We start from the raw sequence: 7,242 nt of genomic DNA, 5'->3' as shown, positions 1-7,242 counted from the left end.
AATAAAAAGTTTAATCTCTTCGCTCAAATTACTTTGAGTCTTAATTTTAAGACGTCTAAAAGAATTGCTGGTTTATTTTACTTAACTTATTTTCTGTTCAATTTTCAAAGACCATTTTCTTCATCGCTCTCAAGCGACTTTCTTATCTTACTATCTTTAGATTTATTTGTCAACATCTTTTTTTTGACTGTTAAATCCTTTTTGTAAGACCTCTTGTCCCTTAGGACATAAAGTATGATATCATGCTTTCTTTTAATAAATTATACTTTAATTTATTAAATATAATAATTATAATTATAAATTCGCCAAATATCTTTATTTTTCTCTTTTTTTCTCATATTGATACGTGTGGATTAGTTGTTATTTGAATTATACGTCATTAATAAAAATATACTATTTTTATATGTAAATGGTGCTTAATATATTATATTCTTTTATTGAATAAATTATTAAGCACCTTTTCTTATCTTATTCTATTATTTTATAATATATTATTCTATTTACTATATTATAATTGGATAATTACTAGAACCATTTATAACATTATTTTCTGATATTCTATTTCCTGAATTTAATATAGCATTATTTATTATTGTATTATTTTCTATTATACAATTTTCCATTACTATACTATTTCTGACTATAGCATCCTTTGCTATTTTCACCTTTCTTCCAATTATACAATTCTCAACTTTACCTTCTATATATGATCCATTTGCTATTATAGAATTATCGACTTTACTTTCCTTTGAATAGTATGTTGGAGATTCATCCTTTTGTTTCGTATATATTGGATTATTATTGTAGAATAGCTCTCTGCTTATTTCTACATTTAACAATTCCTTATTAGTATTAAAATATGATTCCACTGAGTTTATGCAAGCTAGATAGCCTTTAAATTCAAAAGTTCCAACATTTAAATTTTCCAAGTTGTCTACTATATATTCTTTTACTTTCTTATATAGTCCAGTAGTTATACTATCCTTTATTATATCTATAAATAAACTTGTCTTCATTATATACATTTCCATATTTACATTAGTATTGCCTCTTCCTTCTGAAATACCCTTTATGCTTTTTACTTTATTATTGTCGTACATTATTATTTCTTCACAATTTATAAATTTATTACTATAGTTATCTTCATTCTTATATATTACTGTAATATCATCACCTGAGGTTTTATGCTTTTCTAAAGCTTCCTTATAATTTATATTACATATCATGTATGATGGCGATATAATTATATACTCTTTTCTACTGTATTTTATAAATTCAATATTTTCTATAAAACCATGAATATCATCATATCTTGGATCATATTCACTATAATTGAATACTTTTAAAGCATCATGCTTCCTATGAAGGTCCCACGGTCTTCCATTACTTAAGTGCTTCATAAGAGAATAGGATTTTCTTTTTGTAAATATACCAATACACTCTACCCCTGAATTAGTTAAGTTTGATAATATGAAATCTATTATTCTATATCTTCCTGCTATTGGCATTGCAGATATTGTATTAGAACCTATTAAATTTTTTAAATAATCTTCCTTTTCATCTAAATTTATTATTCCTATACAATCCTTCATTTAATTTCCCCCTAATTTATAGTGCTTCAGCAGGCTCTAATGTTGTACCACTTTTCAGCTCCTCTTTAGATGCTATAACTGCTATTTTTTTACCGTCACCAATTTTACATCCGCTTCTAATTATTGCATTGCTTCCAACTATGGCTTTATTTATTACTACATTATCTTCAATCTTAGTATCTGGCATTATTACTGAATCTTTTATTACTGAATTTTTCCCGATACTTACCCCCTGAAATATTACCGAATGTTCTACATCACCTTCAACTATACATCCCTCTACTACAAGAGACTCATTAACATTTAAGTTACTTCCTATATACTGAGCTGGTCTTGCTATATTCTCTGAGTATATCTTCCATTCATTATCATATAAACTTAACTTATTATCTGTATTTAATAAATCCATATTAGCTTCCCATAAGCTTCTTATAGTTCCAACATCTTTCCAATAACCTTCAAATGGATAGGCTACTAATCTCATTCTTTTATTTAGCATATTTGGGATAATATTTTTCCCAAAATCGTTACTAGAGTATATATCATTTTCATCTTCAATTAAAAAACTTTTTAATACACTCCAATTAAATATATATATTCCCATGGATGCCTTTGTACTTTTAGGCTTTTTAGGCTTTTCTTCAAATTCATATACTGATAAATCATCTCTTGTATTCATAATTCCGAATCTACTTGCCTCTTCTATAGGTACATCTATTACAGCTATTGTAGCATCAGCTTCTTTTTCCTTATGAAATTCTAACATTTTATCATAATTCATTTTATAAATATGATCACCTGATAGTATTAATATATACTCTGGATTATATCTATCTACATATTCAATATTTTGATAAATGGCATTTGCTGTTCCTTTATACCATTTCCCGCCCTTTTCTTCTTGATATGGTGGTAATATTCTTACTCCACCATCTCTCCTATCTAAGTCCCATGGTGCCCCTATACCTATATGTGCATTTAATTCCAATGGCTTATATTGTGTTAATACTCCGACAGTGTATATACCTGAATTAGAACAATTACTTAATGGGAAATCAATAATCCTATACTTTCCACCAAAAGGTACTGCTGGCTTTGCTAATCTTTTTGTTAATACTCCTAAACGTGATCCCTGTCCTCCAGCTAAAATCATTGCTACAATTTCTTTTTTACCCATCTATCCTACTCTCCTTACCTTAGTTTATATATAAATATTTATTAAAATCTCAAAGTATCTCTTTAAGATATAAATATGAGTAAGGCATTAATTATATGTTAAGTAACACTATTTTTTATAAAAAAAACACCTAATTGATTTTTAGGTGTTTTAATAATCTTATAAATTTTTATATAATACTCCTGATCCCCAGATACCAGTTGCATATTCTTTTATTGTTCTATCAGATGAAAAAATTCCTGAATGTGCTATGTTTACTCCACACATTCTTTGCCAATTGTACTTATTGTTATATAGTTCATTTACTTTTATTTGAGCTTTTATATAACTGTCAAAATCCTTCAAAACGAAAAATTCATCATTATACATTAATAAACTATCATATATTACTCTAAACTTATCTTTATCAGAAGAATAAGTTCCATCTATTAAACCATCTATAACCCTTTTAACTCTATTATCATTATTATATATATCCCATGATGAATATCCACCATTCTTATAATAATCTAAAACTTCATTTGCAGTTAATCCAAATATAACTATATTATCATCTTTAACTTCATCTTTTATTTCTATATTGGCTCCATCTAATGTGGCTATTGTAACAGCTCCATTCATCATAAACTTCATATTAGATGTGCCTGATGCTTCCTTTGTAGTTGTTGATATTTGCTCACTTAAATCAGTTGCTGGAATTATTTTTTCTGCTAGTGAAACCCTATAATTATCCATCATAACAACTTTTATTTTTTCATTAACTCTTGGATCATTATTTACTTTATTGGCTATTGATGTTATAAGCTCTATTGTATTTTTAGCTAAACGATATCCTGGAGCTGCCTTTCCAGCAAAAATAAATGTTCTTGGATTTATATCTATATTTGGATTTTCTATTAATTTATTGTATAGATCCATAATTCTTAAGCAATTCAAAGTTTGCCTCTTATATGCATGAATCCTCTTTACTTGAACATCAAATATAGATTCAGGGTTTACTTTTATACCAGTTGAATTATAAATCTCATTAGATAACTTAACTTTATTATTTAACTTTATATTACTAAGTTTATTTAATACATTATTATCATTTAAATGTTTTTCAAAATTAACTAGATCTATTGGATGTCTAATAAAACTATCACCTATAGTTTCCTTCAATAGATTTGTTAGTTCTGGATTACTCTTTAATAGCCATCTTCTATGAGTTATTCCATTAGTTTTATTATTAAACTTATTTGGATATAGATAATAAAAATCTGACATTTCTTTTTTCTTAAGTATTTCTGTATGAAGCTTTGCAACTCCATTTACACTATGGCTTCCTACTATAGCTAGATTAGCCATTCTAACAAAATTATCTCCAATGATAGCCATTCTAGAAATCTTATCCCATTGCGCTGTATATTTATCCCACAATTCCTTACAATATCTCTCGTTTATTTCTTCTACTATCATATATATTCTAGGTAATACCTTCTTGAACATATTTATCGGCCATTTTTCTAATGCTTCTGCAAGTATAGTATGATTTGTATATGAAATTGTATTTTGGGTAATTCTCCACGCTTCTTCCCATGATAATTCTTCTTCGTCAATTAATATTCTCATAAGCTCTGGTATAGCTAACGTTGGATGCGTATCATTTATATGAATTGCTACTTTTTCATCTAATTCATGTATATTATTATTATATTTTTTATAATGTCTTATAATACTTTGCAAGCCGGCAGATACAAAAAAGTATTGTTGCTTCAGCCTTAACATTTTTCCCTCGTAAAATGAATCTTCTGGATATAATACTAATGATATTGATTCAACAGAATTTTTATATTCAATTGCTTTTAAAAATTCCCCTCTACTAAAAGATGAAAAATCAAATTCATTGCTTACAGGCTCTGCTGTCCATAATCTTAAAGTATTAACTACTTCATTTTGATATCCAACTACTGGAGTATCATAAGGAACTGCTAATACTGGTTCGTAATTAACGTGGGTAAAAGCTAATCTTCCATTTACAGTTTCTACTTTTACTTCTCCACCAAACTTTACTATTTCGGCTTTATCTCTTTTAGGTATTTCCCATACATTACCTGATCTTAACCAATTATCAGGAACTTCTACCTGCTTTCCATCTATTATTTTTTGCTCAAAAAAGCCATATTTATATCTTATTCCACACCCATGCCCTGGTATATTTAAGGATGCCATAGAATCTAAAAAACATGCAGCTAATCTACCTAAACCACCATTACCAAGTCCTTGATCCTGTTCTAAGTTTTCAAGTTCATCTAAATTTATATTTAAATCCGCAAGAGCTTCTCTACAAGTTTCTCTTATACCTAGATTCATTAAAGCATCCCCTAATAATCTTCCAAGTAAAAACTCCATCGAAAAATAATATACTTGCTTTTCTCCAGTTTCTTTATATCTGTTATTTGTGTTAAGCCATTCTTCAGCAACATAATCTCTAACTAAACTTCCTAAAGCTTCATACTGTTGTTTCTTAGTTCCGTCTTCCAATCCCTTTCCCGTCATCTCGAGGAATTTTCTTTTGTAATCCCTCTTTAAGGAATTCTTATCTACATCTAGCATAAATTCTCCTCCTGTTAAAGCAATATTACTTATTTATTACACCTATATATAATTTTTTGTATTCTCTTGCTGATTTTTCCCAGCTATTATCTGATTTCATCGCTTGTCTTATAAGTGAATTCCATATCTGTTTATTATTATAGACATTTAAAGCATATTCTGATACATGTGTTAGCTCATGACAATTATAATTTCTAAATCCAAATCCATTTCCTAAGCCAGTGTATTGATTATATGGAATGACTGTATCTTTTAATCCTCCAGTTTCTCTTACAATCGGAATTGTTCCATACCTTAATGCAATCAACTGACCTAATCCACAAGGTTCAAATAATGATGGCATTAAAAAGAAATCTGATCCTGCATATATTTTATGAGCTAGTTCATTACTAAATTTAATATTTACTGAAACCTTATCATGATATATATAGTTAAATTTCCTTAGTGTTTCTTCATAAGCTCTATCTCCAGTTCCTAATATAACTACTTGTATATTCTTTTGTAGTAATCTATCTAAAGAATTTATAATCAAATCACATCCTTTTTGATGTGTCAGTCTAGATACCATTCCTATAATAGGAATATCACCATTTATTGGTAATCCTAATTCTCTTTGTAACCATTCTTTATTTACTTTCTTGTCATATATATTACCTAATGAATAGTTTTTGTATATATATTGATCAGTTTCAGGGTTATATTCATCATAATCTATTCCATTCAAAATTCCCTTCAACGCATAACTTCTATGTCTTAAAAGTCCTTCAAGTCTTTCACCATATTGAGATGTCTGAATTTCTTGTGCATAAGTATTACTTACTGTAGTAACTTGATCAGAGTAATTAATTCCTCCTTTCATAAAACTTACCCCGCCATGTAACTCTATACTTCTATTGAAATATGCTTCATAATTATATCCAAGTAATTCTGGCAAAATTTCTGGAGAAAATGTTCCTTGGAAAAGTAAGTTGTGTATTGAAAAAAATGTTTTTATATTTCTATACATATTTCTTTTTTCGTATTCTAATCTATAAATTACAGGAACCATTCCTGTTTGCCAATCATTACAATGAATTATATCTGGTCTCCAATTCATCTCATTAATAAATTCTAGTACTGCTTTATCAAAGAAAATGAATCTTTCTGCATCATCATAATATCCATAAAGATTATCTCTTTTAAAATAATATTCATTATCTATAAAATAATACTCTACCCCATTGTATATATATCTAAAAAGTCCACAATACTGCTTTCTCCAACCTACATTAACATAAAAATACTTTATAAACTCCAAATTATTAATATATTTACTTGATATATTTTTATATTTAGGTAATATAACTTTTACTTCTACATTTTCCTTATTTAATGCTTGAGGCAATGCTCCCATTACATCTCCTAATCCCCCTGTTTTAATAAAAGGATGTGCCTCAGATGCTACCATTAATACTCTCATACAGTACTCCCCCTATAAATTTAAAATTTATAATATATTTAAATGTATGAAATTTATTGAAGAGTATTCTTATTAAAAACCATTTTTATGTAAATAATATAATAAAGAAACTTAGTAAATGATTACACTAGAGATTTTTTATACTATATTATGTTACAACTTTTCCACAACTATTTTATTTTATAAACAGTTTTTGATGAAAATTTATAATATCTGTTGATAAATAATAAAATTCAAAATAAAATTATATAACAAAAAAGACTTAAGAATAAATTCTTAAGTCTTTTTTAACGACCTGGCAACGTTCTACTCTCCCACACAGTCTCCCATGCAGTACCATCGACGCTGTAGAGCTTAACTTTCCTGTTCGGAATGGAAAGGAGTGTTTCCTCTACGCCATCATCACCAGATTTCAGAGT

General features: G+C 27.8%; 4 protein-coding genes and 1 rRNA gene. All 5 read right to left on the bottom strand.

Going from position 1 to position 7,242, the window contains the following annotated elements; genetic code table 11:
- Nucleotides 1-503: 503 nt before the first annotated feature.
- The 5 genes from glgD to rrf all read right to left on the bottom strand — a co-directional run bounded on the left by glgD (nt 504) and on the right by rrf (nt 7,233).
- A complete protein-coding gene (gene glgD / locus NSA50_RS19295) occupies nt 504-1,592 on the bottom strand; it encodes a glucose-1-phosphate adenylyltransferase subunit GlgD (RefSeq protein WP_257448056.1) in 1,089 nt (362 codons plus the stop codon).
- Nucleotides 1,593-1,608: 16 nt separating this feature from the next.
- Entirely contained in the window at nt 1,609-2,769 is a 1,161-nt protein-coding gene (locus NSA50_RS19290) for a glucose-1-phosphate adenylyltransferase (protein WP_195266912.1), read from the bottom strand.
- Between the two features lie 159 nt (nt 2,770-2,928).
- Nucleotides 2,929-5,364, bottom strand: coding sequence for a glycogen/starch/alpha-glucan phosphorylase (locus NSA50_RS19285; protein WP_257448053.1), 2,436 nt, complete (start codon nt 5,362-5,364; stop codon nt 2,929-2,931).
- 25 nt (nt 5,365-5,389) lie between these two features.
- Entirely contained in the window at nt 5,390-6,823 is a 1,434-nt protein-coding gene (gene glgA, locus NSA50_RS19280) for a glycogen synthase GlgA (RefSeq protein ID WP_257448050.1), read from the bottom strand.
- Between the two features lie 293 nt (nt 6,824-7,116).
- Nucleotides 7,117-7,233, bottom strand: a 5S ribosomal RNA gene (rrf, locus tag NSA50_RS19275).
- Nucleotides 7,234-7,242: the final 9 nt, after the last annotated feature.

The organism is Clostridium mucosae (assembly GCF_024622765.1).
Taxonomy (GTDB): Bacteria; Bacillota; Clostridia; order Clostridiales; family Clostridiaceae; genus Clostridium.
Note: the sequence above shows the minus strand (reverse complement) of the source record. Positions and strands in the feature narration are given on the sequence as shown.